General features: G+C 40.6%; 26 protein-coding genes and 1 tRNA gene. 13 read left to right on the plus strand and 14 right to left on the minus strand.

Features of this window, described 5'->3' with window-relative positions; translation table 11 throughout:
• Positions 1-155 precede the first annotated feature (155 nt).
• The gene (locus PI95_RS08180) at positions 156-1,499 is read right to left on the minus strand and encodes an adenylosuccinate synthase (RefSeq protein ID WP_039754702.1); all 1,344 of its coding nucleotides are present in this window, start codon (positions 1,497-1,499) and stop codon (positions 156-158) included.
• A 762-nt stretch (positions 1,500-2,261) separates the two neighbouring features.
• Between PI95_RS08180 and PI95_RS08185 the strand changes: the two genes are divergently transcribed.
• From PI95_RS08185 to PI95_RS08215, 6 genes are all read left to right on the plus strand, one after another.
• Positions 2,262-3,983 carry a hybrid sensor histidine kinase/response regulator gene (locus PI95_RS08185; RefSeq protein ID WP_236116978.1) on the plus strand — a complete coding sequence of 574 codons (1,722 nt, stop codon included), beginning with the start codon at positions 2,262-2,264 and terminating at the stop codon, positions 3,981-3,983.
• A 209-nt stretch (positions 3,984-4,192) separates the two neighbouring features.
• Positions 4,193-5,239: an adenosine deaminase gene (locus PI95_RS08190; protein ID WP_039754706.1), complete on the plus strand. Its 1,047-nt coding sequence runs from the start codon at positions 4,193-4,195 to the stop codon at positions 5,237-5,239.
• Between the two features lie 146 nt (positions 5,240-5,385).
• The gene (mutL, locus tag PI95_RS08195) at positions 5,386-7,068 is read left to right on the plus strand and encodes a DNA mismatch repair endonuclease MutL (RefSeq protein WP_039754708.1); all 1,683 of its coding nucleotides are present in this window, start codon (positions 5,386-5,388) and stop codon (positions 7,066-7,068) included.
• Positions 7,069-7,156: 88 nt separating this feature from the next.
• Positions 7,157-7,375, plus strand: a complete 219-nt coding sequence (locus tag PI95_RS08200; protein ID WP_039754709.1) for a hypothetical protein — start codon at positions 7,157-7,159, stop codon at positions 7,373-7,375.
• A gap of 463 nt (positions 7,376-7,838) precedes the next feature.
• On the plus strand, positions 7,839-7,985 hold the full coding sequence (locus PI95_RS08210; protein WP_236116984.1) for a hypothetical protein: 147 nt from the start codon (positions 7,839-7,841) through the stop codon (positions 7,983-7,985).
• Positions 7,986-8,046: 61 nt separating this feature from the next.
• Entirely contained in the window at positions 8,047-8,292 is a 246-nt protein-coding gene (locus PI95_RS08215; RefSeq protein ID WP_201280349.1) for a PIN domain-containing protein, read from the plus strand.
• A gap of 135 nt (positions 8,293-8,427) precedes the next feature.
• Here the strand turns inward: PI95_RS08215 and PI95_RS08220 are convergent, their stop codons facing one another.
• From PI95_RS08220 to PI95_RS08250, 9 genes are all read right to left on the minus strand, one after another.
• On the minus strand, positions 8,428-8,652 hold the full coding sequence (locus PI95_RS08220; protein WP_039754710.1) for a hypothetical protein: 225 nt from the start codon (positions 8,650-8,652) through the stop codon (positions 8,428-8,430).
• 45 nt (positions 8,653-8,697) lie between these two features.
• Complete coding sequence (locus PI95_RS08225; RefSeq protein ID WP_039754712.1) at positions 8,698-9,051, minus strand: hypothetical protein; 354 nt, start codon at positions 9,049-9,051, stop codon at positions 8,698-8,700.
• A 10-nt stretch (positions 9,052-9,061) separates the two neighbouring features.
• Positions 9,062-9,421 carry a hypothetical protein gene (locus PI95_RS35695; protein ID WP_236116979.1) on the minus strand — a complete coding sequence of 120 codons (360 nt, stop codon included), beginning with the start codon at positions 9,419-9,421 and terminating at the stop codon, positions 9,062-9,064.
• A 78-nt stretch (positions 9,422-9,499) separates the two neighbouring features.
• Positions 9,500-9,691 carry a hypothetical protein gene (locus PI95_RS35700; RefSeq protein WP_236116980.1) on the minus strand — a complete coding sequence of 64 codons (192 nt, stop codon included), beginning with the start codon at positions 9,689-9,691 and terminating at the stop codon, positions 9,500-9,502.
• Positions 9,692-9,715: 24 nt separating this feature from the next.
• Entirely contained in the window at positions 9,716-9,919 is a 204-nt protein-coding gene (locus tag PI95_RS35705) for a hypothetical protein (protein ID WP_236116981.1), read from the minus strand.
• 288 nt (positions 9,920-10,207) lie between these two features.
• Entirely contained in the window at positions 10,208-10,810 is a 603-nt protein-coding gene (locus tag PI95_RS08235) for an RICIN domain-containing protein (RefSeq protein ID WP_052325899.1), read from the minus strand.
• 126 nt (positions 10,811-10,936) lie between these two features.
• Entirely contained in the window at positions 10,937-11,362 is a 426-nt protein-coding gene (locus tag PI95_RS08240) for a hypothetical protein (protein WP_039754714.1), read from the minus strand.
• A 30-nt stretch (positions 11,363-11,392) separates the two neighbouring features.
• The gene (locus PI95_RS08245; RefSeq protein ID WP_039754715.1) at positions 11,393-11,596 is read right to left on the minus strand and encodes a hypothetical protein; all 204 of its coding nucleotides are present in this window, start codon (positions 11,594-11,596) and stop codon (positions 11,393-11,395) included.
• Positions 11,597-11,757: 161 nt separating this feature from the next.
• Positions 11,758-12,057 carry a hypothetical protein gene (locus PI95_RS08250; protein ID WP_039754716.1) on the minus strand — a complete coding sequence of 100 codons (300 nt, stop codon included), beginning with the start codon at positions 12,055-12,057 and terminating at the stop codon, positions 11,758-11,760.
• 377 nt (positions 12,058-12,434) lie between these two features.
• On the opposite strand from PI95_RS08250, the gene PI95_RS35135 reads away from it, so the two are divergent.
• Together PI95_RS35135 and PI95_RS35140 are read left to right on the plus strand one after the other, a co-directional pair.
• The gene (locus PI95_RS35135; RefSeq protein ID WP_052325900.1) at positions 12,435-13,085 is read left to right on the plus strand and encodes a helix-turn-helix transcriptional regulator; all 651 of its coding nucleotides are present in this window, start codon (positions 12,435-12,437) and stop codon (positions 13,083-13,085) included.
• A 107-nt stretch (positions 13,086-13,192) separates the two neighbouring features.
• Positions 13,193-13,765 (plus strand): hypothetical protein, encoded by a 573-nt coding sequence (locus tag PI95_RS35140; protein ID WP_201280350.1) that lies wholly within the window; start codon positions 13,193-13,195, stop codon positions 13,763-13,765.
• A 2-nt stretch (positions 13,766-13,767) separates the two neighbouring features.
• Here the strand turns inward: PI95_RS35140 and nagZ are convergent, their stop codons facing one another.
• The 3 genes from nagZ to PI95_RS35145 all read right to left on the minus strand — a co-directional run bounded on the left by nagZ (position 13,768) and on the right by PI95_RS35145 (position 17,293).
• Positions 13,768-14,847: a beta-N-acetylhexosaminidase gene (gene nagZ / locus PI95_RS08260; protein WP_039754718.1), complete on the minus strand. Its 1,080-nt coding sequence runs from the start codon at positions 14,845-14,847 to the stop codon at positions 13,768-13,770.
• A gap of 276 nt (positions 14,848-15,123) precedes the next feature.
• On the minus strand, positions 15,124-16,350 hold the full coding sequence (locus tag PI95_RS08265) for a septal ring lytic transglycosylase RlpA family protein (RefSeq protein ID WP_039754720.1): 1,227 nt from the start codon (positions 16,348-16,350) through the stop codon (positions 15,124-15,126).
• Positions 16,351-17,098: 748 nt separating this feature from the next.
• Positions 17,099-17,293, minus strand: coding sequence for a hypothetical protein (locus tag PI95_RS35145; protein ID WP_201280351.1), 195 nt, complete (start codon positions 17,291-17,293; stop codon positions 17,099-17,101).
• Between the two features lie 124 nt (positions 17,294-17,417).
• On the opposite strand from PI95_RS35145, the gene pds reads away from it, so the two are divergent.
• The 4 genes from pds (at position 17,418) to PI95_RS08290 (ending at position 21,698) form a co-directional block, all read left to right on the plus strand.
• The gene (gene pds / locus PI95_RS08275; protein WP_039754721.1) at positions 17,418-18,857 is read left to right on the plus strand and encodes a 15-cis-phytoene desaturase; all 1,440 of its coding nucleotides are present in this window, start codon (positions 17,418-17,420) and stop codon (positions 18,855-18,857) included.
• Positions 18,841-19,773 carry a 15-cis-phytoene synthase CrtB gene (gene crtB, locus PI95_RS08280; RefSeq protein ID WP_039754723.1) on the plus strand — a complete coding sequence of 311 codons (933 nt, stop codon included), beginning with the start codon at positions 18,841-18,843 and terminating at the stop codon, positions 19,771-19,773. Before pds ends, crtB begins: the two co-directional genes overlap by 17 nt.
• A gap of 178 nt (positions 19,774-19,951) precedes the next feature.
• Positions 19,952-20,043: transfer RNA gene (locus PI95_RS08285), tRNA-Ser, on the plus strand.
• Positions 20,044-20,366: 323 nt separating this feature from the next.
• A complete protein-coding gene (locus PI95_RS08290; RefSeq protein ID WP_039754725.1) occupies positions 20,367-21,698 on the plus strand; it encodes an ABC transporter substrate-binding protein in 1,332 nt (443 codons plus the stop codon).
• A 114-nt stretch (positions 21,699-21,812) separates the two neighbouring features.
• On the opposite strand, the gene PI95_RS08295 is transcribed toward PI95_RS08290, so the two are convergent.
• Complete coding sequence (locus PI95_RS08295; protein ID WP_039754973.1) at positions 21,813-22,652, minus strand: hypothetical protein; 840 nt, start codon at positions 22,650-22,652, stop codon at positions 21,813-21,815.
• 1,037 nt (positions 22,653-23,689) lie between these two features.
• Here PI95_RS08295 and PI95_RS08300 point away from each other — a divergent pair.
• Positions 23,690-24,478, plus strand: a complete 789-nt coding sequence (locus tag PI95_RS08300) for a WecB/TagA/CpsF family glycosyltransferase (protein WP_039754727.1) — start codon at positions 23,690-23,692, stop codon at positions 24,476-24,478.
• Positions 24,479-24,644 lie beyond the last annotated feature (166 nt).

Below are 24,644 nucleotides of genomic sequence, written 5' to 3' on the forward strand. Positions count from 1 at the left end.
CAAGAGTCAAGAGTCAAGGGTCAAGGGTCAAGAGTCAATCAATAGTCAATGGTCAGTGTTTAGACTTTTTGACTTTTGACTTTGGACTTTGGACTCTTGACTTTGGACTTTGGACTCTTGACTTTGGACTTTGGACTTTGGACTCTTGACTTAATCTAAGCACTTAGCAAAGTGGCTGGTGTGCCGTCGGCGTGCAATAATGCGCGTTTGGGACCGTGAATTGGGTCTTCTACGATGATAGTTTGATCGCGACTTGCTCCGAGGGAGACGATCGCGATTGGGACTTCGATTAATTCTGCTAAGAATTTTAGATAGTCCAGTGCTTGCTTTGGCAAGTCTTCTAAAGTGCGGCAGTCACTTGTTGACACCTGCCATCCCGGCATTGTTTTATAAATGGGGCGACAGCGTGCAAATTGACGAGCGCTAGATGGAAAATGATCGCAACGTTCGCCGTCTATTTCATAAGCGACACAAACATTGATTTCCTTCAATTCGTCGAGGACATCGAGTTTGGTAATCGCCAGACAGTCCATACCGTTAATTCTAGCGGCGTAGCGACCGATAACAGCATCAAACCAACCGCAGCGGCGTTTGCGTCCGGTGGTTGTGCCAAATTCGGCACCGCGATCGCATAACAATTCTCCCACTTTTCCGTCTTGTTCAGTGGGGAATGGTCCTTCTCCTACTCTTGTAGTGTAGGCTTTCGATACCCCAATTACCCGGTCTATCATTGTCGGTCCTAACCCTGTACCAACGCAAGCCCCCCCTGCTACGGGGTTCGAGGATGTTACATAAGGATAAGTTCCATGATCTAAGTCGAGAAGCGTACCTTGCGCTCCTTCAAACAAAATATTGCGCCGTCGCAGCACCGCATCGTATATTTTTAATGAGGTATCAACTACGTAAGGTCGCAACCGTTCTGCATACCCCAAATACTGCTCTATCACCTCTTGGGTATTTAGCGGTGGCAAGTTATAAAACTTTTCCAGAATTGCGTTTTTATAATTAATCGTCCACTCTAACTGTTCGCGCAACCCGATTTCGTCCATCAAATCTAACATTCTGATACCAATACGCTCAGATTTGTCAGCATAAGTTGGACCAATACCCCTACCTGTTGTGCCGATTTTATGATTTCCCCGTCGTTCTTCGGATGCGGAGTCAATCAATCTATGGTAAGGCATCGTTACATGAGCCGTCTCAGAAATCAGCAGATTGCGAGTGGATATATTTAGTTTTTCAAGTTGATCGAGTTCTTCGATGAGAACCTGTGGATCGATTACCGTTCCGCAGCCAATTATGCACTCGGTATCTGGATACAAAATACCAGAGGGAATCAAGTGCAGTTTAAAGGTTTGATCGTTAACTACAATCGTGTGTCCAGCATTCACACCCCCTTGGTAACGTACAACAACGTTTGCGGAGCGGCTGAGTAAGTCTGTTATTTTACCTTTTCCTTCATCGCCCCACTGGGCGCCTATGACAATGACGTTAGCCAAGCGTTTATTAAAGAGCTAAAGTTTTCACAAATTCTAATTATCAACAGATTGTGTGACTAATGTCAAGCTTCTTTAATCAGATTTTCCGAAAAAGTGACTGATTCGTTGAAAGCAACTACAACGGATTTATCAGTTATCAGCGCTCAATTATGAGTTTCATCTTAATTTTTGTAAATTTCTCAACTAAAGTTAGTTTCTGACTACTGATAACTATTAATTTATATTAAAATTGTTAGGTTCTTATCTGGCAGTATATGTATGAAAAATCGTCAAAATCAAGCCAGAAATTTCCAAGAGAAAAGTGTGCCAAATACTATCTGGGAGAATCAAATAGTAGCTTAATCAAATAAACCAATTTTGATTAAATGTAACTTAGGTGACATTTTTCTGAATGTTGAAATTGCTATTAAATTTATTAAGGTTTGAAAATTGGGCACGCTCGCACGCTCGTAAATGCTTTTTCGTACTTTTTGACTTCTGACCCTTTTTCCTATAGGAGTGCAAGAACTACACTCAAAGATGCGGAAATTTTGCTCATTGGTTACGCGATCGCTACAGATGCACTCTCTTGTCAAGATTATCAAAGTGTAAGTAAACAAAACTCACACATGTATCAAATATTAACCGAAAATAGCAGTATATTTCTTAACTTGATCCGCAAATTATCTCAATAAAGAAACATCCAGAGAATCAAAAATTTTGTTGTCGAAACACATGTTTGAAGCCGCTCGGCAGTCAATTATATCTCCTAGAGATAAGCAAATGACAAATAATATTCAAATGCTAGTTCTCGACATCGAGTCAACACAAAAGTTATCAGAGCAAATGTTGCCTAAATTGTTTCCCAAAGAAACAAACAGAAAGTTGTCAAAAAGACAAGTTTCTGGAAGTATAAAGGCGATCGCTAAATTTTTCATCAGCAAGAGTGCAGATTTTGCGCTCTTTGCAATGCTGTATAAATTGCTTATACATTACATCAGCCAACTGAAACAAGCAGAACAGAAAATTCGCGAACAAGCAGCGCTGCTAGATGTAGCAACTGACGCAATTTTCGTAAAAAATATCCAAAACCAGATTTTATTCTGGAATAAAAGCGCGGAAGTTTTGTATGGCTGGAAAGTTGAGGAAGCTGTTGGTAAAGATGCTTTGGCGCTTTTATACGAAGATTTACCGCTGCCAGAATCAGCGCTTTTAACTGTAATTAAAAATGGTTCGTGGCAAGGTGAATTAAAACAAGTACAAAAAAATGGTGAGGAAATTCTAGTAGAAAGTCGATGGACTTTGGTACGTGATGAATTTGGGCAACCTCAATCAATTTTGATTGTGAATACAGAAATCACGCAAAAGAAACAACTAGAAGCAGAACTTTTGCGATCGCAACGTTTAGAATGTATCGGCACTTTAGCAGGTGGTATTGCCCACGACCTCAACAATGTGTTAGCGCCGATTTTATTAGCAGTTCCTTTATTGCAGATGAAATTGTCCGATCCGCAAAGCGAACATTTGCTAAAAATGTTAGAAAATAATGTCAAGCGCGGAGCAAATTTAGTTAGACAAATATTGTCTTTTGCACGCGGGGTCGAAGGCAGACAGACGACTGTTAAAATTAACTCTTTGCTAACAGAAGTAGAAGACATTATCACCGGAACATTCTCTAAATCCATCGCTTGCCATACACACATATCAGACAATCTTTGGCATGTGCAGGGAAACGCTACCCAATTGCATCAAGTGCTAATGAACTTAGTTGTCAACGCCCGCGATGCCATGCCCGACGGCGGTATAATGACGATTTCAGCAGAAAATATCGTCATTGATGAACATTATGCGAAAATGCATATCGATGCCCAAGTAGGTTGTTATGTTGCTATCAGCATTGCGGATACAGGTATAGGGATACCGCAGACAATTCAAGAGCGAATTTTTGAGCCATTTTTTACTACTAAAGAAGTAGGAAAAGGTACAGGTTTAGGACTTTCCACAGCACTGGGCATTATTAAAAAGCACGGTGGATTTGTTAATTTATACAGTGAAGTTAATAAAGGAACGCAATTTCAGATTTACTTACCTTCTTCCACCAAAGTGGAAATCGATCCGCCTTTTCTTGAACTAAAACCACTTATAGGAAATGGCGAATTAATTTTGGTGGTGGATGACGAAGCTGCAATTCGCGATCTGACTAAATCATCTTTAGAAACATATAATTATCGGGTGCTAACAGCCAGTGATGGTGTTGAAGCTGTAGCGATTTATGCCCAACACCAGCAGGAAATTAGTGTAGTGTTGCTGGATATGATGATGCCTTGGATGGATGGTGCGATCGCTATCCGCACGCTACAAAAAATAAATTCTCGTGTAAAGATTATCGCCATGAGCGGGTTGTTATCAAATCAAAACATAGCCGAATCCGCCGGCACAGGTGTCAAAGCATTTTTATCCAAACCCTGCACAGCGAGAGAATTATTGCAAGCGATCGCTTCTTAGGGAGTGGGGGAGTGGAGGAGTGGAGTCAGGATTCAGGAGTCAGGAGTCAATAGTCAATAGTCAATAGTTAAGATTCCATCTTATCTCCCCTGCCTCCTTGTCCCCTTGTCCCCCCCCTCTCCCCCTCTCCCCATCCCCCCCTCTCTTCTTTTCTGCGCTATTGTTAAGATTATTAGACTTTTTTATAATTTTTCCGGGAAAAGACCATTATGGCTTTATACGCTGAATTGCATAGACATCTGGGCGGTTCGGTTGTACCCCGTGTTCTGTGGCGATACCTAGAACGCAGTTCGTCAAAGTTACTTTCACGGTTTGCTGACTATTCGGCTTTTGAAGAGTTTTTCACGCGATCGCGCAGTACTTTAGATGAGTATCTGGAATTGCACACTTTAGTTGAAAGCGTGCAAAATGCCGAAAGTTTGCCTTACTTTATCTATCGTCTGCTGCGGGGTGCTTATATTTTTGAGAATTTGGCTTATCTGGAACTGCGCTATACTCCTTATCTCCGCACACCAAAGCATTTAAGTCAATCAAAGAGAATTGACAAAATGGCGGAAATTGTGGAAGTTGTCGGACAGGCAAGTCAATTACAAGAATATCCGATTGTGACTAGCCAAATACTTTGTATGCACTCGCGCTTACCTTATGAGGTGAATAAAGCGATTGTAGATTTAGCAGCGCAAAATACCAAGTATATCTGTGGAATAGATGTTGCTGGTGGTGATAGCTATTATGCCGATCGCCTCTCTGAGTGGATTAGTTTGTATGATTATGCGCGATCGCTTAACGTCAAAACCACCGGACATCTTTATGAAACCACGGCTGGCTGCTATCCAGAATTATTACCTTATTTGATGCGGATTGGTCACGGCATCCAAATTCCGCTGCTGTATCCAGAGTTACTTAAAGATGTAGCTAAACGCGGGCAGTGTTTGGAGGTTTGCCCGACAACATACTTAAAAACTGGTACTTTAGAGGATATACGTCAACTGAAGTTAGTTTTTGACCGATGTTTTGACGCGGGGGTAGATATCGCTATTTGTACTGATAACGCTGGTTTGCATAACGTGCGTTTACCCTTTGAGTATGAAAATCTCTTAACTTACGACATTATCAACTTCCAACAGTTACAAGCTTGTCAAGATGCAGCTTTCCGTCATGCTTTTGCTTGGCCCTACGGTCAACGTCCGGCATCATTGTTAAATGGGTTGTTGAAACCTGACCCGATGAAAGCTTTAGCGATGCGGGATAATTAGGTAGTAAGCGCTGAAGCACTTTATAATAAGCGCTGAAGCGCTTACTACGAAAAAAATTTCTTTACAATTCATAAAATTTTCTAGCTGATTGTAAACAAATTTGCTTATTCTATTCAGTGCTTGGCAACTCGCCTACACTGAGATTTATGTCTTCTACGATTCAAGCTTTACCAACGGAGGTAGTATACCTCATTACAGCCGGAGAGGTAATTGACTCTCTAGCTTCTGTGGTGCGGGAATTGATAGAAAATTCCCTAGACGCAGGTGCAACGCGGATTGTAATTTCTGTATGGGCGCAGCAATGGCGGGTGCGCGTAGCAGATAATGGTTGTGGAATGAATTTGGATGATTTGCAACAAGCAGCATCTGCCCACAGTACCAGTAAAATTCGCTCTTGTGCAGATTTGTGGCAAATTAACAGTTTAGGATTTCGGGGTGAAGCGTTACACAGTTTGACGACTTTGGCAGATTTAGAAATATTAAGTCGTCCGGCAAATTCTTCAAGTGGTGGATTTAGGGTTGTGTATGGCTATGGGGGGGAACCTGTCGTAGTGGAAGCAGCAGCGATCGCACCTGGTACAATTGTCACAATATCCAATTTATTCGGAAATTGCTCAACTCGTCGTCAAGGCATGCCTTCATCAGCTATTCAAATGAAAGCAGTGCAAGCGTCGATCTATCAAATTGCCTTATGTCATCCTCATGTTACCTGGCAAGTTTGGCAAAATGACCGTGAATGGTTCACTCTTTCACCAGCTGCCACAACCGGAAAACTGTTACCGCAAATTTTACATCAAGTTAAACAAGGCGATTTACAAGAACTAAAATTAGAACTATCCAATCCTAACAAAGCCCTAAATTTAGTCATAGGATTGCCCGATCGCTGTCATCGTCATCGTCCAGATTGGGTGCGAGTAGCTATCAACGGACGCATGGTCAAATCGCCAGAATTAGAGCAAACGATTTTTACAGGATTTCACAGAACATTACCACGCGATCGCTATCCAATCTGTTTTTTACATCTTTATATTTCCCCCGATCAAATTAACTGGAATCGCAATCCTGCAAAAACCGAAATTTATCTCAATGAATTAAGCTATTGGCAAGAACAAATATCCAGCGCGATTGAACAAGCACTTCGCATCGATTCTGTCAATATCAAAGAAGCAGTTCACACAACCCGCGTCAGCAAATTAATCAAAGCCGCAGAAGAAAAAGGCGGTTATCATGTCAATCGTCCCAACCCCAACGATGAAAATAAAACTCCTAACTCCTCACTCTTAACTCCTAACTCTTTAAAAGCCGTTGCTCAAGTTAGCAACACATATATAGTTGTCGAACATCAAAATGGCATGTGGTTGGTAGAACAACATATCGCTCATGAGCGAGTTTTGTATGAGCAATTGTGCGATAATTGGCAACTTATTCCTGTGGAACCTGCAATTATTTTATATCAATTATCACCAGCGCAAGTTTCGCAACTACAACGCATCAATATAGATATAGAACCCTTCGGTGAACAACTTTGGGCAGTTCGTAACGTACCCGCACTTTTACAGCAAAGAGACGACTGTGCAGAAGCCATTTTAGAACTTAGTTGGGGTGGTGACTTACAAACAGCCCAAGTAGCCGTAGCCTGTCGCAGTGCAATTCGCAACGGTACACCTTTAACTTTACCAGAAATGCAGACACTATTAGATGATTGGCAACGTACCCGCAATCCGCGCACCTGTCCCCACGGACGCCCAATTTATCTATCTTTGGAAGAATCAGCCTTAGCGCGGTTTTTCCGGCGTAATTGGGTGATTGGGAAGAGTCACGGGATTTGATTTTGCGTGAAGGCGATCGCATAAAATAATTGTGGTATTGGAGAGAGCGATCGCACAAAATAATAAACAGGAAAGGAGGGTGTAAATAATGCAAACTGACAAAATATCGGAGCAAAGGTTAATTGAAAAAATACGTCATCTAGTTCCCGAACAAATGGTAATAGTTGAAAATTTTATTGATTTTTTATCCCAGCCAAATACAGATGTTAGCCTCACTCTAGCTGTTGCAAAGCTTTATGAGCCGCCAACTTTACATAAAATTTGGGATAACCCCGATGATGCTGAATATGACCAATTAGACCGTTGAGGATTGTGGTCAGCAGGCAAAGTTTTAGGATGTATTGAAGTGGCTGATTAATATTCCCAGTAATCAATAAATTTGAGGATGTGATTGATAGTTAAAGTTTTAATTACTTGATAAGTTGAATTTTGCTAAACTAGGACTAACTTAAGTGTGAAGGCAGAATCATAAAAATGACAAACTTAGAAATAGCGATCGCCAAAATCAAGAGATTACCTATTGAGCAACGAAACGAAGTTCTTAAATTTATTGAGTTCTTATAATTTAAACTAGGCGAAATTAGTCATATCCAAGAGCAGATAGAAAACAATGATAAAGAAGTTTCTTTTACTGAAGCAGCACAAGAATTTATTGGTTGTTTAGACAGCAATCTGGAAGATTTATCTTATAACCCTAAGTATATGGAAGGCTTCGGTAAATAATGCGAAAGGGCATCATTATCGATACAGGAGTTTTAGTAGCATTTCTGATGCCTAATGATAAATTTCATCAGTGGGCTGTGTCTTCACTGACAAATATTCAGTATCCTGTCTTGACTTGTGAGGCTGTTATAACTGAAGTTTGCTTCTTGTTACAAAGAGTTCATGGGGTTTCACAAACAATAGACACTCATTGACAGCCAACATCTGTAAAATGTCGTGGGGTGTTGAAGATCTAGTAAACAAGGCTGTCCATTTTTGTCCAGGTTCAGCCCAAGGGGACGTGAAAAAGCTCTGCAATTAGTCAAGCAGGGATATATTGAAATACCTTTTCGCTTATGTGATGAAATTGAATCTGTTGAAAAGCTAATGCAGCGTTATGATTCTGTACCAATATCTTTGGCAGACGCATGTTTGGTGCGGATGTCTGAAATTTATACAGAGACTTCAGTGCTTACATTAGATAGTGATTTTAGGATTTATCGTCAGCATCGCAATCTTTGAAATTTCTGTGATTATGCCTGATATTGGATAGTTTTGCGATCGCTCTGCTAAAGAGTGCGTAGTTTACCGCCGTAGGCATCGCTATGACTCTAATCATAATAATGCGTAGCTTGCCGCCGTAGGCATCGCATCCAGTTATCGTGTCATCAACAGAGCGATCGCTCTACGATCGCTAATGAGTGATATGAATATAAATAGGCGATCGCCTAAAATAATCGTGTCATAGAAAATGCGTAGAAGCTCTGCTTCTTGTCGCCAGACATCGCCTAAAATAATCGTGTCACCGAAAGTGCGGTCTTCGTAGCTTACCGTTAGGTATCGCTCAATCTTGTCAGTTACGTGCAAGCTACGAGTCAGCATCACAGGTATTTTACAATACCAATAAATACACAACTTCACTAATCGTTAGAGAATCACAAGAATACGAGCTATGATACCTGTCAATTTATTTATACTTTCTATTACTTTAACGGTATTCTTTGATTCTTGAATTGATTTTTCTAGTTCTTCTATTCCATTCTTAAATTCTGACTCAAGTCGTTTTAACTGTGTCGCAATGCTTTCTAAAATTCTATTTTCTAATTTTCTCCGCAATACAGATAAGTCTGTGCGTGACTCAATAAAATTGATTTGTTGAGTTTCATTTGGAAAATTCAGATTTGCTGAGTTAAGAAGTATTTCTAGCTTAAATATATCTTCTATAAATTTATTTCTCAGTTCTTCAATCGATGGAAGCTCTTCGCGTATTATTGTACCCATATAATTCCTCCTACTTACTACTATTTGCTGTTTTTTTGTTTTCTTCAAGAATGGCAAGAAAAGCATCAATATTGTTAAAGAAGTTATTTAACTTTTTGATACTTAACTTGCCTTCAACAAAATCTTTGAAGACGCTTTTAAACTCGCCTAATGCCTCACTAGCTTCAGTGAGTTCTTTTGACCTCATTTGCATTGTTAGAATATGCTTTCGTGTTGCAATCCATTCATCTTCATTAGATACCAGTTCTGGTTGAACCAGAGGTTGAATAACTAAACGTTCTTCTTGAGATAACTGAATGATTGCTATCTCTTTTTCCAGTGAATTACTTAATGCTTTAAGTAATTCTTCTTGAATTGTTAGCTCAAGCATAATAGTTTTATTGCGTTTTTCAAGTTCTTCTCGAAGTGCGCTGCTAATTTGAGAACTAACAATTAGACTCGTGATATTTTAAAAAATACCCGAATTCGGAATTAAAGGATTTACCTTAAGCTCATTACCTATTTTATTAAGATTAGTTGCAATTCCTTCAACTTCTTGTTTTGCAGCTTCCGGAGCTTTAGAATCAGCAAGTTCAAAGAGTTTATTGAAGTAAGCTTGCAAAAGTTTATTATGCTGACGAAGGTCTTTTAAAAGTTGCAATCGCTTTTCGTCAACTTCAGAAATTTATTTATAGCGAGCAGATGTAATAGTTCGCTTAAACTGTCTTAACTCTCTGTCTTCTCGTAATAATTGTTCTGAACTAGCTTCGATTGTAATTTCGCCAGATGCCGTCAATAGTTGATTTACAGCTTCAGCATATTTCCCACCAGTTTCAGCAAGTTTTTTGTACTCATCTGTTGAGCGACAGCCAGTTATGAAAGTAGCCATAAGCGCAAATGCTGCAACTGATCGATGAAGCTTTTTATTCATATTTTGGCATTCTTAGAAATTTTTATTCTGCGTTGCACCTTTACATAATATACCCCGACTTTGATAAATGCGTAGACGCACAGCGGCTTGTCGTGAGACATCGCTCTAACCACCAATTAATCGAAGAATTACTCAGTGTAATCAGGACTATCACCAGTGTAATACGCCTTTGGCGTTAAGCAAAGCTTATCGCATAAAGTTATTGTGGTATTGGAAAGTGCGTAGTTTACCGCCGTAGGCATCGCATCAAATTCCATCTAATCTCCATCTTTGGTCTGTAATCGAAGCGTTATCTCTATTACGTCCAGACAGTTCACAATCCCAAAGCTGTAATTGTGCGCCATTGGTAGAACCAGGGGCACCTGCTACATCAATACACTTTCCAGATAATCTATTTCTAATAAACCCCTGACTTGTTACTACCCATCTTTGGTCTGTGGTCGAACCGTTGTCTCTATTACGTCCAGACCGTTCGCAATCCCAAAGTTGCAATGGTGCGCCATTGGTAGAACCAGGGGCACCTGCTACATCAATGCACTTGCCGGATAATTTATTTACGATCAATCCATTTTCTATTACCCATATGTGGTCTGTAGGAGAACCGTTATCTCTGTTACGTCCAGACCTTTCACAGTCCCAAAGTAGCAATCTAGCACCATTTGCAGAACCAGGGGCACCTGCTACATCAATACATTTCCCAGACGATAAGTTACTTATTAATCGCCCATCCCATTCTGCTGGGCAAGGATCTGTTAAACAACCATATGCTGGCTTTTGCTTAGAAAAAAACGTACCAGATGCAATAATTGTTATTACAACTAGCAAAGCTGAAGCTTTTAGTTTATCCATCTTACTTATCCCTATTTAATTTATTGGGTATATGTAGGAAAAATATACTTTTTTTACTCGATTATGGTGAAAAAAAACTTTAACTTCATTGATTTATCCTGTATACAATAATTGTAAATTTGAATCCTACTTCAATTCAGCTTGGGGATATTCCTGCTTAAAATCTGCAACTGATGAACTTGCTAATTCATCCAATATCTTGTCTCCCACTCTTCCAACAGTACATCTTTGTATCGCATCTCTGGCAACATTAAGTAAATAATTTTCCTCTACTTGGCTACCAGAAGAACTTGCTAGGTTCCATGCTTCGACTACAGCACTTTTACCTGTTTGTCGGCTGCATTTTTCTAATCTATTTTGATTTAAATTCTTAGGGGGAAGTACGGTTACAGCAGTAGGTTTTTTATTTGTAAATCCTGGCACATTTGGTTGTAAATTATCTCCTTGTCTGCCACCTACCCTTGCAATATCATCTAAAGCTGCACAACCAGTTAAAAATGCTGATATTATCGGTATGACAATTATCGTAACTGCTACGTCAATTTTCTTCATTGGTTTATCCTAGTTAAAATGAAAAGTCACTTAAGCTTCGGTATTATTATCAAATGAATCTGAATTTGAATCCGAGTCATTTTGTGAGTCTGACGTTAAATTATTATCTTCAGTCTCTATCCCAACAGCATTGAGAACACCAGTAACAAATGCTCCTACGGCAACTTGTGCTACCCCTCTGACAACACCGTTTGTTAAACCAGCAAATAAAGAGCCAACTAATTTATTGTTCATAGCTTTTACCTATTTTTTACGAAAAGTTATAGTTTTAGTAAGATGCTCATGACAATAATGCTCGAAAACTTATGAAAAATAATATTTATATTTGATAAATATTACGCTAATCAAAAGTTAATATGTAAGCAGTATTTCAGAGCATCTTTCAGAAAGGATTATTAAAAATTTAAGTCAAAATCGCTTATAACATCCTCAATATTATTAAGAGTGAAAGTATTATCGGTAACATCATTTAAGTCTTGAATGAATTCACTACCATCGGAAAAAGCTGTACCAGATGCACCCTCTGTAGCAACGTTTAATACTACATCACCAAAAATTCGTGTTTCTTCTCCAAATTCTGCGTCTGGATTAGTTGGATCAATCTCTGTTAAACCTTCACTCAGGGCAGAATTTTGATTAACTGTATTTACAACTGTTTCAGTAACTTGCTTGAAGGCATCATCAAACCATCCCATATGTTCATCCTCCTAAAACTTGCGAAAAGTATTTGTATTTTTCCAGACGTTAAGTACGAATCAAATCTTTACGTCATTTCCGGGAGTAGATAGCGCCTGATATGAAGTGATGAATACAAGATACACAACCTCCTCACCCCAAATCACCTAATGAGCGTTAGCAACATCATTAGCAATTTCCGCAACACAAAACCCCAACTATACTAATACAGCAAATAACCTCATAACAGCAAAAATACTTAGCCTTAAGCGATCGCCTTTATAAAGCTACCAGTCCTTATATTCACTGAATTATAAAGATTACATGTAGTTTATTGCTTGTATAAACACTGGTAGCCTAATATCTATTAGTAAAATTTATTCTGACTATAAGTTTAATGGCATTACATCCATCACCACGAAGCGATGATTTAGCGAAGAAGTTTGCCGAAGCAAACGAGCATTGGAACTTAGAAAAGTTATACCGAGATATTGCAAATGCCAAGCAGCAAGAAAGACGTAGGCAGTGCAAACAACTGACTCCGACTGAAAAAGCTTGTTTGCGGGGATTGCTTTCTGGTTACAGTCCAACTGAGATTGCTACGGAACTTAACCGCGAACCAGGTGGATTGAGGGTTGAACTTTGTAGAGGTTTGTATCGATACATCGAGACTGTAACGGATATGTATATCAAAACTTATAGTAATGTATCAAAACTTCTCGAAAATGCAGGCTACAAACATCAACAAAAATATAGAGACGTTACATGTAACGTCTCTACAATCCAAAATCCAAAATCTAAAATCCAAAATCGCGTTGATTGGGGTGAAGCGATTGATGTCTCTATTTTCTACGGACGCACGGATGAGTTAACTAAGTTACAACAATGGATTGAACAAGATAAATGTCGCTTAATTACACTGTTAGGCATGGGTGGAATTGGTAAAACAGCTTTATCAGTGAAGTTAGCGCAACTGGTGCAAGAAGGATTTGAGTTTGTCATTTGGCAAAGCCTACGTAATTCTCCCCCCCCCCCCCACATTTTTTAGATACATTAATAAAATTCCTTTCTTGCCAGCAAGATACAAATTTACCGGAAACAGTAGGCAGCAAAATCTCCCGACTAATTGAATATCTACGTAATTCGCGCTGCTTGTTGGTTCTTGACAACTTTGATGTTTTACTTAATAACAATCAAGCAGGCAATTATCGTGTTGGTTATGAAGAGTATGGGGAATTGCTGCAACGAGTAGGGGAAGTACCGCATCAAAGTTGCTTAATACTAACTTCGCAGAAAAAGCCAGCAGAAGTAGCAGCGCTAGCTGGAGAAATCTATCCGATTCGTTGTTTGCAATTATCGGGATTAAATAATGATGCAGCACAGAGGATTTTAGCTGCAAAAGGGATTTCTGCGTCGGTGGATGATGAAGAAAGATTAATTGAATTTTATTGCGGAAATCCGCTGGCATTAAAGATAGCAGCAACTTCAATTTTAGATTTATTTGACGGCAGTATTGCTGACTTTTTAGAAGAAGTAGTGCGATCGCCTCGTCCCTATGCGAATATGATTACTACAGGCATGACAAGTTTAAATCCACAAAAAGCTACTCTAAAGACACTTGCAGCCTTAGAATTAGTCAGCAATTATCAGTCAACGTCTAAAGTTTTAGAATTTCCTGCACCTAGATACCCGACTTCTTTAAGAAGTCGGGTATCTGAGGGTATCTGAGACTAAAGATTGCAAGCGATCGCCAATTTAGCATGTCGCAAAAGAGTCTCTTCATCAAGACTATGAACTATATATTGAGGAGTTACCTCAAGTAATTTATCAATTCGTGCTTTAGCTGCTGCAACTACCGACTCATCAAGACTACCGTTATCAAGCGAAACAGAAAAATCTTGCGCGATCGCATATGTTCTTTCCAGAGATGATGAATTGATATTGCGGGACACGATAAATAAATCGCAACCTGCATTAAACGCTTTTGCGACAGTCCCACTTTTCATAAACATATCTGAGACAGCTTTCATATCTAAGTCATCAGATACAATCACTCCCTCAAATTTAAGCTCTTTGCGGAGAATGTCATTTAAAATTAATTTAGACAGCGTTGCCGGCACTGCATCTATCTGAGGAAATAGAATGTGTGCGGTCATAATCATCGGTATCTGTTGTTCGATCAGCGCTTGAAAAGGTATCAGTTCACGCGATCGCAAATCTTCGACTGTCAAATTTAGCCTTGGTAGCTCAATGTGCGAATCTTGACTAGTGTCTCCATGTCCGGGAAAATGCTTCGCACATCCTTTGATTCCCGACTCCTTCAATCCCAAATAGTAATCGCAAGCACCTTGTGCAGCAGTTTGTGCAGTCGTACCAAAAGCCCTCGGTCCAATGACGGGATTCTCAGGATTAGAAAAAATATCCGCTACAGGAGACCAAGATACATTGATTCCCAATGACTTTAATTCTAATGCAGTTGCTTTTGCGACTTCAATAGCCAGTGTTCCCAACAAAAAAGCATGAGGAAATCGAGCGATCGGCAAAGGTGTACGAATCACAGAACCTCCCTCATGGTCAAGAGTGAGAAACATCGAGTCGCGTTCAGCGTATTGTCTTACCTGGTCGATTAGTTCTTTAAAAGCTTCCAGCCAAACTTGATAATGAGTACCTTGACGAAAGTTCTTCGCAAAAAATATCACCCCAATCGGTTTCAATTCACTGAGTGCGCGTTTATCATCATCGCTTAATGTGGTACCCGAAATACCCAGAATCAGGTGATGTCCAAAGCGCTCAAGTTGCGATACTGACATAATGCTTTACCTATGGCAGGAATGGGGAATGGGGACTGGGGGGAGGGGGGGACAAGGGGAAAGGGGGACAAGGGGGACAAGGGGAAAGGGGAAAGGGGAAAGGGGAAAGGGTAAAGGGGGGAAGAAGTAATTTGAAACATCTGTGTGAATTTTAAATAACTCATTCCCTTTCCCCTTTCCCCTTTAACCTTTTCCCCTCCTCAAAATGCCCATTACCAATTACCCATTACCCAATCCCCAATTACCAATTATCCATTACCAATTACCAATTACCAATTACCTATTTTCAATTGCGAGTTTTCTACCTGGTTTAATATTTGCGGTAGAAACAGATGAATTTTTCAAAGTCATTTTTGGTGCGCTACTTTGCAAAATTACGGCTTTATAAGGTACTACTCCAGCGGTTTCACTGTTGATACACCTCGCTGCTTCCCTTGACAAATCGAGACTTCTGGGTGGAATATAAGGACCGCGATCGTTTACGCGCACAATCACAGAGTTGCCATTCTTTAAATTAGTCACCTGCAAATAGGTGTTAAAAGGTAGTGACTTATGAGCAACTGTTAATTCATCTTGATTGTATTTCTCACCATTTGCGGTTGTTCGACCATGAAAATAACCACCATACCAAGAAGCTAAACCAAACATTTTTTTCTTGGAAGGAGTTAAATCATACATTTGTTGCTGTCCTTCCACCAGTGATAAAGCAGGTGCTTGCAAAGCTGAACGAAGATTGTTAATCCACTCAATCGCTAGTAGTTCACCACTGCGGTGAATTTGGTGAGAAATTTCTTTTTGAATTCCAAACAAAAAGCGATTCCCTGCCATTAACGCTGGTATACCATCAACTAATGCCGGTCGGAATTGATTAGCATCTAACCGAGGCAAATTGACGACTTGCGTTAAACGTTGTTGCATTGATTTGGCTTCGATTTCGTTGGGTAAAGTTGCAACTATACGGTTATTTACCCACACTTCATAGTTGTCTTGGTCGCGACGAACAACTACTACTGATGTTCTTGTAATGCCTTGTTCCATCAATGTGGAATAGTTGAAGAAATTTTGCAGCGATCGCAAAATTTTATTTGGCAACAAATCTCGGTTATTCAAGCTTGATTCTATCAACCGAGGAATCGGCAAAACACTTGCCGTTTTTACCGGAATCTTTTCAGATGCAATATCTGGCAGAGAACTACAAAACTGATTTTTACTTTGCTTTACTTTGCTTACGGAAACATTCGATAACTTAGCTTTCGTTGGTGGTGATTTTTTATCACCCCAATCTATCTTCAAAAACCTTGTAGGTAATATGGTCGTACTCCAGACATTTAATCGCTGCTTAGGTATCTCCAAAAATTCCCGATTGTTACTTAATAGTTTATCTAGATTGGATGAAACCTTTGTCGGAGAAACCTTTGGCATAAAACTTGGTGGCAAGTTTTCGCTCAACGACAAAAATGAACCAATCCAGGATGCAATGCAAAAAAATCCAAAAGATAGCATGGTTAAGTCAAGTTTTAGGTACCCGCACACACAATAAGTGCAACCCTAGTTTTGGCAAAGATAATTTTTATCCCAGAAAATCAAACTGTATATCCTTTGCGCTCTTCAGACAAATCTCTTTTTAGTTAGAGGCACGCGGTGGGAGCGATCCCCAGCAGAAATCATATTATCCTGTTGTTGGCAAATAAGTAAATAAAGCTTTGAGATGATGTCGATTACTTACTACTTTTTGATTTAAATTTGTTATAAATAACTTCAATAAAAGCCTTAAAATAAATAACTATCACTTAATTAACAACAGTAATAATACTAAAATTATTTTAATAAATGATATATATAATACATGTTTTTATTGATTTACTGAAGCAAAATATACTATGAAGCGAAGAGCATTGTTTACCAATGCCGGAAAGTTATCAAGCTCGCAAATGCTCATGATTGTTGAATAAATCAGTGATTTAGAGATAATAATCATGAATGAACTTGCAGTAGTTTTTGAAAAAACTGGTTTGAATTGCTACCAATTGTTTTGAAAAGACTATTAGCATCTTTTCCAACTTAGGTATAGCAAATATACTTTCAGATAAAATTATTTAATAATCTGTCGTTCCCAGAAGGTATAAGGCTGAATGGGCAAGGTTTTCATCTTTTTGTGGTGCAGCAAAATCACATAAAAACTCAGGGATGAATAATTTGAATAATTTATAACTCAGACAAATAAGTTTTAATGAAGAACTAAATAAAAAATTTAAAATCGGCAAATCCAAGCGGGGAAAGGGGAGAGGGGGGGATGGGGAGATGGGGAGAGGGGGGGACAAGGAGATGAGGAGACAAGGAGATGGGGGGAAAGAATTATTCTTATTGTCTCCCTGTCCCCTTGTCCCCTTGTCCCCTTGTCTCCCTTGTCTCCCTTGTCTCCCTTGTCTCCCTTGTCTCCCTGCAAGAAAGCCCCCCTCCCCCCTGCCTCTTCAGAGACGATCGCACTCCTGGATGATAAATGTAACGGATTGCAACGTATAATGAAAACGAGAAAACAATTAAGAAATATTGAAGAGCAGTAAGGTTAAATGCGAGTAGCGATCGCTGGTGCGGGTTTAGCAGGACTTTCCTGCGCGAAATATCTCACGGACGCAGGACACACACCGATTGTTTTGGAAAGCCAAGACGTATTGGGTGGTTTAGTGGCAGCGTGGAAAGACTCAGACGGCGACTGGTACGAAGCCGGATTGCACGCTTTCTTTGGAGCATACCCGAATATGCTTCAGTTATTAAAAGAGTTAGGAATTGAAGACCGGCTGCAATGGAAACAGCACACGCTAATTTTCAATCAGCCAGAAAAGCCGGGAACGCTTTCACGTTTTGATGTTCCGGATATTCCGGCACCTTTCAACGTGATCGCGTCGATTCTTCGCAACAATGACATGCTGACTTGGGAGCAAAAAATTAAGTTCGCTATAGGACTACTCCCAGCTGTGGTTCGCGGTCAGAAGTATGTTGAAGATATGGATAAGTACACTCTCATAGAGTGGCTGAGAAGGCAAGGTGTAGACGAACGGGTGAATAGTGATATTTTTATCGCTGCATCCAAAGCGTTGACCTTTATCAATCCAGATGAAGTTTCCGCGACAATTCTACTAACAGCGCTGAATCGCTTTCTCCAAGAGAGATACGGCTCTAAAATTGCCTTCTTGGATGGTTCACCTACCGAGCGATTGTGTCAGCCGATAGTAGACCATATAACGAATGGTGGTGGCGAAGTGCGGTTAAATGCGCCCCTGAAAGAGATAATGCTCAACTCTGATGGTACTGTGAAAGCATTTCTAATTCGGGGATTGAATGGGGCAGCAGATGAAATTATCACCGCTGACTTGTATGTTTCGGCAATGTCGGTGGATGTAATGAAAGTGATGTTACCAAAACCTTGGCAGTCAATAGAGTTTTTCCAAAAGCTCGAAGGTTTGTCAGGTGTGCCGGTAATTAACTTGCATCTGTGGTTTGACCGGAAACTGACAGATATAGACCACTTATTATTTTCGCGATCGCCTCTTCTCAGCGTTTATGCTGATATGAGCAACACCTGCCGCGAATACGCGAATAGCGATCGCTCAATGCTGGAATTAGTTTTAGCACCAGCGAAAGATTGGATCGACAAATCCGATGAAGAAATTGTCAGCGCTTCCCTTGCGGAACTGAAAAAACTCTTTCCTGACGACTTGGGGGGAGATAATCCAGCAAAACTGCTGAAATATCATGTCGTCAAGACACCGCGATCGGTTTATACCGCCATACCCGGTCGCCAACAATACCGCCCCACCCAAGTTACCCCGATAAGTAACTTCTATCTCGCAGGTAGTTATACCATGCAACGTTACTTAGGGAGTATGGAAGGTGCCGTGCTTTCTGGTAAGCTTACAGCGCAGGCGATTTCGGAAGTACACCCGGAGGTAAATTCCTCAAGCCTGCAAACGCCAACCCGACCGCCTGCAACGAATGCTGCAACTGCCTGATTCCAAAGCGCGCATGAAAACGCTGGTCTCTGTGGATGAGTCCTATAAACTTTGTCGCCAACTCATAGCAAAGTACTCCACGACTTTTTACCTTGGCACTTTGTTAGTGAGCAAGCAAAAGCGTCCCGCTATTTGGGCAATTTACGCTTGGTGCCGCCGAACAGACGAACTGGTGGATGGTCCTGCATCTGCTATGACTACGACGGAAACTTTAGATTTATGGGAACAGCAGCTAGAATCTATTTTTAGCGGCTGCCCTTTTGAAAATTTCGATGTAGCTTTGGTAGATACCATCCAACGCTTCTCAATGGACATTCAACCCTTTCGGGATATGATTGCCGGTCAGCGTATGGACTTATACCGTAGCCGCTACGAAACATTTAAAGAGTTATATCTTTACTGTTACCGTGTAGCAGGCACCGTCGGTTTGATGTCAACGGCAGTGATGGGAGTTGATACAAACGCCAACACAGCGCCGTGGAATCGCCAAAAACCGATATACATTCCCACCGAAGAAGCGATCACTTTAGGAATTGCCCACCAACTCACCAACATCCTCCGCGATGTAGGTGAAGACGCAAGGCGAGGACGAATCTACATTCCCCAAGAAGACTTGGCGCGATTTGACTACACCGAGCAAGATTTGTTGAAAGGTGTTGTCGATGAGCGCTGGCGCTCTCTGATGCGTTTTCAAATTGCCAGGGCACGTCAATATTATATCAAAGCAGAAAAAGGAATATCTTACTTGTCACCCGATGCCCGCTTGCCTGTGTGGGCATCTTTGATGCATTACAGTCGCATTTTAAGCGTTATTGAACGTAACGATTATGATGTGTTTAGTCAACGCGCCTATGTAGCTCAGTGGAAAAAGTTAAGCAGTTTGCCAGTAGCTTGGCTGCGATCGCAAGCCCTCTAACTTTAGTCGATAGTTGGTGGATAGTGGATAGTCGATAGTGGGAGCGTAGGAGCGTAGTATTTTTTGACCCCCAACCCCCAACAACCATCAACTATCCACTATCCACTAACAAATAACAAATAACAAATCCCCCTTGACTGTGCCTTGAAAATCTGATATTATTCATATTCGTGACACTGGAGAGGTGGCTGAGTGGTCGAAAGCGGCAGATTGCTAATCTGTTGTACGGCAGGCAACTCCGTACCGAGGGTTCGAATCCCTCCCTCTCCGTTTTCCCAGTCTGCATATCACACTAAGAGTGTGAATTGAGGTTCGTAGTAGGCACTTCAGTGCCTAAGATAAGCGCTTAAGCGCTTACTACGAACCTCTATCAAAAGTGTGAATTTCTGCTCGTAGTAGGCACTCTTCGTGCCTAAAATAAGCGCTTAAGCGCTTACTACGAACCAGTAAAAATTATCGACTAAGAGCAGATACTTTTATTCCCCAAGGATGATGCCCTAAGGATGATGATATGATTTATCATCCGGAGTCCTGATAATCCAGTTAGAATATTGCTTTCAGGCTCCCACAAATCAGAGGAGTGAAAGTAATTTATGAAAAAAATCAATTCCGCCTTAGCTCTAAGTTTAGCTACTTTATTATCTGGCTTTTTAGCGGCAGCTTGTACGAAAACCACTACAACTACTAGTAGCACCACTACCACAACTAGTGGTGCTACTACTGCCCCAGCTAGTTCAACTACCACAGCGAGTAATGCCAAAGGACTGAAAATTGGTTCGCTGTTACCCTCAACTGGTGACTTAGCTTCCATCGGTCAGCAGATGGTGGGTGCTATTCCCTTACTTGTGGATACAGTTAATGCCTGTGGTGGGGTGAACGGTGAAAATGTCACCCTCATCCCTGTAGACGACCAAACCGACCCCAGAGCCGGTGCTGCGGGGATGACGAAATTGGCAACCGTAGATAGAGTTGGTGGTGTAGTTGGGTCTTTTGCCAGCAGCGTTTCTACAGCCGCAGTTTCCATCGCTACACCCAATAAAGTGATGTTGATTTCTCCAGGTAGTACTAGCCCGGTATTTACCGAAAAGGCAGGCAAAGGAGATTATAAAGGTTATTGGGCGCGTACTGCTCCCCCCGATACCTACCAAGCATTAGCCTTGGCTCAACTTGCGAATAAAAAAGGCTTCCAAAAAGTTTCCACAGTTGTAATAAATAACGACTACGGTGTAGGCTTTGAAAAAGCATTTGTCCAAGCTTTTGAAAAATCAGGTGGAACAGTAGTTAACAAAAATAGCCCCACCCGTTACGACCCCAAAGCCACCACTTTTGATACCGAAGCTCAAGCAGCTTTTGCCGGGAAACCGGATGCAGTGCTGGTCGTAGCTTATGAAGAAACTGCTAGTTTACTACTAAAAACTGCTTATCAGCAAGGTCTGGCTCAGGGAGTACAGATTATGCTGACAGATGGCACCAAGTCAGATACCTTCCCGAATAGAGTTGGGAAAGCTGGTGATGGTAAATATATTGTTAGTGGAGCGATCGGCACCGTACCTGGTTCCAATGGTAAAGGATTAGACGCTTTCGCCAAGCTTTGGCAATCTAAAAAAGGCTCTCCACCAGCACCATACACCGCTCACGCTTGGGATGCAGCCGCTTTGTTAGCATTGGCAGCACAATCTGCTAAAGATAATACAGGCGTCGGCATAGCCAGCAAAATCCGTGAAGTTGCCAATGGTCCTGGTACAGAAGTTGCTGATGTCTGCGAGGGACTGAAGTTACTCAAAGAAGGTAAGAAAATTAACTACCAGGGAGCCAGCGGCAACGTAGATATTGACCAAAATGGCGATGTGGTCGGTGTTTACGATGTTTGGACAGTTGGCGACGACGGTAAAATTAAGACGATAGATAAAGTTAGCCCTAAGTAAAAATTGGGTAATGGGGAATGGGTAATGGGGAATGGGTTTTGCCAATCATCAATTCCCAATTCCCAATTACCTATTCCCAATTCCCAATTCCCAATTCCCAATTACCTATTAGATTTAAAAGCGACCGAAGTTGTAACCAACTCCAATCGACAATCCGATGTCGGTTTCATCAAAAAATGCGGCATTTACAGCAGCATTTGCCGTAAATTGAGCATTTAGAGGCACATCAACGCCACCAGTTACTAAAAAAGCGGCTTGAGTGTCATCCCCAGTATTAATCGCTGCACCAGCCCCAACATAAGGAGCGATCGGTAATGGTTCGCTAAATGGATCTGATGCCTGCTGAAAGGAAAAGTCGTAAGTAACAGGAATCAAAAAAGCAGTATTGTCGCCAATTACTGCCGACGGTCGCACTGATATGGCATTTGACAATCCTATTTTGCTAATCACCATAAAATTGCCGTCGCCCACAGCGGAGTCACCACCACTTATACCAATGTTGGCAGCGATACCAACATAGCTACTGCCACCACGGGTAGGTCTACCCGGATCAATATCCGCTTGTGCCACCTGAGAATTAGATTTTGGTAAAGATGCTTGAAATTGCGCTTGCGGGTATTGAGCAGTTAGTGCCGCAGATGAGGTTGACGTTGTTCCGGGAACAGGCGTGACTATTCGATTAGCAGTTTCCTCTGTATTGATGCCTGGGAACTGTTGCCCAGTTGTAGAATCTGATACCAAAACTGGATTGCCTTCTGATACAGTAGAGAAGTTTTGGCTTTGAGTCTCTACCCCAGCACTCGTTTGGTCAACAGACACTTCAGTTGTGGATAGCTGAGTTGATTGTTGAACCGCTGGTACTGTCTGAGCAACAGCAGATAAGCCGCTACCTAGAACTGCTACAGTTACACTGGTCAGGCAAAAAACACGTTTACGAAGAAAAATATTACTCACATTCACTCCTCTAAGAATATTGCCAAAATAGATAAGGGTTTAGTTGTTTTGAGTCAACTTCTGGCAATATTCAAAATTTAACACCAAAAAATCAATTCACACATACTTAATTAGGTGGAAAGTATTTAATATCTGACACCATAAAATCAAGTAATATATCCTGAATTTAACGGTTGACAAAAATTAACTATACTTATTCCTATGAAAATGGGGAGTAGAGACGTTCCGCGCTCTCTCCAGTCTCTACGGCAGTTCGGAATGGTGATGCCTCCGCATGAAAGTGCAACAGTGCTGATGCAGCAGTTGTTTTTGCTTTGCACAGCCGGACCAACAAAAATTGCATTACAGTAGTTTTTACATTAATCGACTATCCCAGTCTCTGGACTCTGCTTTACAAATTTTTTACCCGGAGCGATCGCCTAACTTCTGCAACTAAAAACAGATAAAATCTCGAAATTTCCGGCTTTTCTTGACTTTATACCTACTGAACTTCATATTTTTTTCATGAAAAATAGGTGAAGCTACTATTATCTTTTTATCTTTTATGTTAAGCTATGAGTTATTATCAAATTGAAGTCGTGAGAAAATTTCCTGTAAGCTTAAATTTTATCTCCGGCAAAAATTTGGTAAATCAAAACCAAAATTATATTGCTCCTCAACTTACTTGGTTTTGAATTAGTTTCTCACATTACAGATTGTGTGGTTAAATGTTCTAGTTTTGTTCGTGATAATTAAGGGCGTAGATAAAGCAGATTCGGGGTCAGGCAGCTTTGCATGATTGTTCTTCATGTAAAGAAAGCATGATTGGCGCGATATCGCCCCGTCAGGAATGTTTATCCACAATTGATGTAACTGCTACTAAATGGCTTTCATGTATTGCCAATTTACTGTATTCATATTTGATGACAAATGTCTAGACCCAGAAAATCCTGAACATTGAAAGAACAATATTGAATCTTGGAACTTCTCCTCACGCTTCACTGTATATTGTTTTTTTTGTAAACAAGTTGAAAAGTTATCACGTACTGGGCGCTACCATGAAGAAAGTTAAAATTCTGAACTTGGAATTTGACAATTTGTCAAAGAGAGAGTTTTTAGAAAACTTACAATCGGGGGTAGTATTTACGCCCAATGTCGATCATCTCATCAAACTCGAAAAAGACCCGGAATTTTTGCAAGCATACAGCATTAGTGATTATAACCTTTGTGACAGTAAAATCCTGATTTATGCTTCAAGATTTCTCGGAACACCAATCAAAGAAAAAATATCCGGATCAGACATATTTCCTGCGTTCTACAATTACCATAAGAAAAATGAAGAAATAAAGATTTTTCTTTTAGGAGCAGGTAAAGGAGTAGCTCTCACCGCACAAAATAAGATAAATCAAAAAATCGGCAGAAATATGGTAATTGCTACATATTCTCCGCCTTTTAGGTTTGAACATGACGTAGAGCAATGTCAAAACATAATTGACATGATTAATAATTCAGGTGCTACAGTTCTGGTGATAGGTGTTGGTGCTCCAAAACAAGAAAAGTGGATATACAAGTACAAAGATAGTTTGCCATTTATCAAAATATTTATGGCATTAGGAGCAACTATCGATTTTGAAGCAGACAATGTGAAAAGAGCGCCTAAATGGATGAGTGAAGTAGGATTAGAATGGTTGTTTAGATTATTACGCGAACCGAAAAGATTGTGGAAAAGATATTTAGTAGATGATGTTGTTTTCTTTCTACTACTTTTCAGACAAAAATTTAATTTATTTCGGAAAAAAGACCGTAAGGATGATAGCAGAATTTGGGAAATTGTTGATAGATTGTAATTAGCCCTGGCGACTAGAAGTCGCGGTTCATGTTGCACACAGACAAAGCCCGCAGAACATCGCGGGCTAAATAACAAACTTCTTAAAAAAGTCTGCTTTGAAGTAGATTTAATAAAATGGATTGTCAAGTAGGGGTTTTGGTGCGTTAGGACGAATGTCCTAACGC

The sequence above is a fragment of the Hassallia byssoidea VB512170 genome, assembly GCF_000817785.2.
GTDB lineage: Bacteria > Cyanobacteriota > Cyanobacteriia > Cyanobacteriales > Nostocaceae > Hassallia > Hassallia carrinoi.